We start from the raw sequence: 3373 nt of genomic DNA on the forward strand, positions 1-3373 counted from the left end.
ATGCTAAGTTAAAATAAAAATTGAAAAAGATCAAAGTTAAGAATAATTATCTTGACCACAAAAAGGGTCAAGATAAAATTACAATTCTTCAAAACATTTGATATTTTTTGCCTTAACAAAACGTAAGAAATAGCCTGCTATCATTGAAGATAAAAGTGTGGTTAAAATGAGACTTGTAAAAAAATTAACATTGATGATCTTATAATAATATGCTACACTTGCTAAAACTATGCCCGGACCGCCCCTTGCATTCATACTTACAGAAAAACTAAGACGTGCTAAATTTGACATCTTTAAACTCAAAAGCATAATATAACAACCTACAAATTCAAATACACAAGCAAGTAAGCAAAAGAGTAAAAAATATGTGAAAGAAAAGTCATTGACGATATTAAGCTGAATACCAATGAGAGCAAAATACACCGGTATAAAGAAAGAAAAAGAAAAATCACTTACACTTTTTATATTAAACGAAGTAGATAAATTTTTCACCAAAAAGCCCATCAAAAAAGCACTATACATAGGATTAATGTGTGCTAGACTTAAAAGAAAGATTACTAAAAATAAAGCACTAATGCTAAGGATTATAAAATCATCGTGTCTAATTTTAAACTTAAATTGAGATAAAAATTTTACGATAAATTGGATACCAAAAAACAAGAATATAGTCAAAAACACAGTTATAACATTGCTCAAAAAGCTAAATTCTTTGTTAAGTGCTGAATTTATAGCTACATTTAGCACAATCCACAAAAACAAATCTTGTATCGTAGAGGTGCTTAAAACAATGCTTGCAAAACGCGTTTTAATAAGCCCTAAATCAAAAAATATCTTTGAAATTACTGGTATAGAAGTTACTGCAATGGCAATTAAGAATACAAGAGCAAACGAAAATTCATCATTTGCTGCACCCAAATATGCTTCTTTAAAAAAGTCTATAAAAAAATAACCCGCTAATATAGGCAAAAAAGTAGCTCCTACAAACAAATAAGAAATGATCTTTAAATTCGCTTTTTCATAGTTTAAACGAGTGTTAAAGCCAGCAACGAACATTAAAAATATAAGCCCTAAATGATAAAAGATATTTAAAACCTTGCCTTCTTGCTCATAGCTTTTAAACAAGCCTAAGGCTAGTTCTGGCATAAAATAATAAAGCCCGCTTGCTCCTAGAATAAAGCCACCAAATATTTCGCCTATAACCTTTGGTGCTTTTATAGCTTCAAATAATCTTCCACAAACAAAGGCACTAAAAAGTAAGATAAAAAGAGCTAATATAGTGCTATTAAGCTCACTTGCACTTAAAACTTCAAGTTTCATTTTCTCTCCTTTTTTTTAATTAAATTTAAATAATTTTTTCATTTTTTATGCTTTGTTGCATGAGATCAAGAATCTCTATACATTCTTTCACATACTCTCCCACAGCACTTTCTTCGCTTAATTGCACTCCATACACACCACTTTTAAAGATGGTGTATAAATCATCAATCTCAGCTATGGTTGGCACAGGATTAACTTGCATATTTTTTAAAATTTGAGTGGCAAGAAAAACTTTTTTATGATGAAAATTCGCAAGCTCTATAATATGTCTTTGAAATTTAGGCACATTTTCTATCCCCACTTCTGTGCTTAAATCCCCTCTATCAATCAGCAAATATTCAATTAAAGGTAAAATTTCACTTAAGTTTTCTACAGCTTTTATAGTTTCAACTTTACAAATAATTTGAGCTTTTGTTAAATTTGTAAGTTCTTTGACATTATCAGCACTTCTTACAAAAGAAGCACCTACAAAATCAAGCTTTAACTCATTAGCCAAAGCAATAAGCTCTTTATCTTTTTCAAACAAAAAAGGAAGATCATCAAGTCCTCTTGTATGCATACCCTTGTTATTTAAAAGCTCTCCGCTAGAATGACTTAAAAAAGTAATTTGCTCCTTGTTTGAATCAAGCACCTCAAACAAAAATACACTATCGTTGGCATGAATTTGCATACCTTTTTTAAGGTGTTTGTAAAAATTAGTGTAATTAAAATTCTCACTTTTTATGTGAAATTCCTTACCTTTTTCAAGTTTAATGCCTTGTGTTAAATTTGATGTTCTGACCTTATTGCCGGGTAGATCAAGTAAAATTTTAGCTTTACTTTCTTGAGCTTTTAAGACTTTGACTTGAAATTTTATACTTTGTATATCTCCATGAGCTCCGTTAATACGGTAGATAAAGCTTTCTTGATGAATCTGATGAATTGGGATTTTACCACCAAGACTAGGACCTGTTGTGAGTATAAATTTCATAGTTTTTCCTTATATAAAGATATTTTCAAGCTTTAAAAGCTCAGAAGAAATTTCTTTTCGTATGATCTTTTCGCTTGGAATTTCTTTACTTAAAAGACTTTTTCGTATATTTGTAGCACTAATATAGATTTTATCTTTCTCGGTATGTGAACAAGACTTTTCACTTGTAATCTGCTCACAAACTTTACAATAATATGGCTCCTTTAAGGCAAGTATGTGTATGCCAAGATCATCTTTAAAATGCTTTGCAAAGTCTTGTGCGGCGTATTTTTCGTAAAAATCACCTACTCCAGCATGATCTCTTCCTATGATAAAATGAGTACAACCTAAATTTCTTCTTATGATAGCATGAAAGATCGCCTCTTTAGGACCAGCATAACGCATAGCAGTTTGCAAGGGTTTTAAAAGCACTCGTTTTTTAGGATAAAATTTTAAAAGCATTGTTTCATAGGCTTTAAAAACAGCTTCGTTAGTAAAATCACCGCTTTTTTTATAACCTGTTAAAGGATTGATAAATAAAGCATCACAAAACTCTAAAGCCGTTCGTTGCAAATGTTCGTGAGCCTTGTGTATAGCGTTTCTTGTTTGAAAACCACAAATTGTTTGAATGTCTTTATCAAGCTTTTGAAACTCTTCTTTAATACAATTTTTATAAAGAAAATTTTCTAACAAAATTTGCTCAAAAGATACAAGTTCACCTCCACATCGCCAAAAACCTTTTTCAAACTCTTTTTTAATACCCGGATGAGTTTCGTTTTTACAAACATACAATTCACAAATTTGTTCTTTTGTGATTTTATATACAGAGGTAATTTTAATCGAAGCGATTTTTTTCCCTTTATAAATAAGGCTTTTGATCTGCCCCAATTTAAAATTTGAATCCGCTTTTAAGAAAATAGGCATAGTAAAAACGCTCTTATTCAAAAGTCTAAAATCCATTAAAACATTCTTAAACTCATCTTCACACATAAAGCGATCAAGAGGATCATAAAGCCCATTTTTTAAACATAAAAGGTCTAGATATTCATCATCACTTAGATGTATCATTTGTGCCTACTCTTTCTTTGGCAGCTCTTTTGTTTTCAA

Annotated in this window: 3 protein-coding genes; all 3 read right to left on the bottom strand. The window is 30.3% G+C overall.

From position 1 onward, the window contains the following. Positions 1-78 precede the first annotated feature (78 nt). Genes DMB91_RS08630 through DMB91_RS08640 form a run of 3 tightly spaced genes read right to left on the bottom strand, consistent with a single transcriptional unit; the run spans position 79 to position 3334 of the window. Positions 79-1317 carry a cation:proton antiporter gene (locus tag DMB91_RS08630; protein WP_034906962.1) on the bottom strand — a complete coding sequence of 413 codons (1239 nt, stop codon included), beginning with the start codon at positions 1315-1317 and terminating at the stop codon, positions 79-81. 25 nt (positions 1318-1342) lie between these two features. After that, a complete protein-coding gene (locus DMB91_RS08635) occupies positions 1343-2287 on the bottom strand; it encodes a pyruvate kinase (RefSeq protein WP_034906964.1) in 945 nt (314 codons plus the stop codon). A 9-nt stretch (positions 2288-2296) separates the two neighbouring features. After that, on the bottom strand, positions 2297-3334 hold the full coding sequence (locus tag DMB91_RS08640) for a hypothetical protein (RefSeq protein ID WP_034906966.1): 1038 nt from the start codon (positions 3332-3334) through the stop codon (positions 2297-2299). Positions 3335-3373 lie beyond the last annotated feature (39 nt).

The organism is Campylobacter sp. MIT 97-5078, assembly GCF_006864455.1.
Classification (GTDB): Bacteria; Campylobacterota; Campylobacteria; order Campylobacterales; family Campylobacteraceae; genus Campylobacter_D.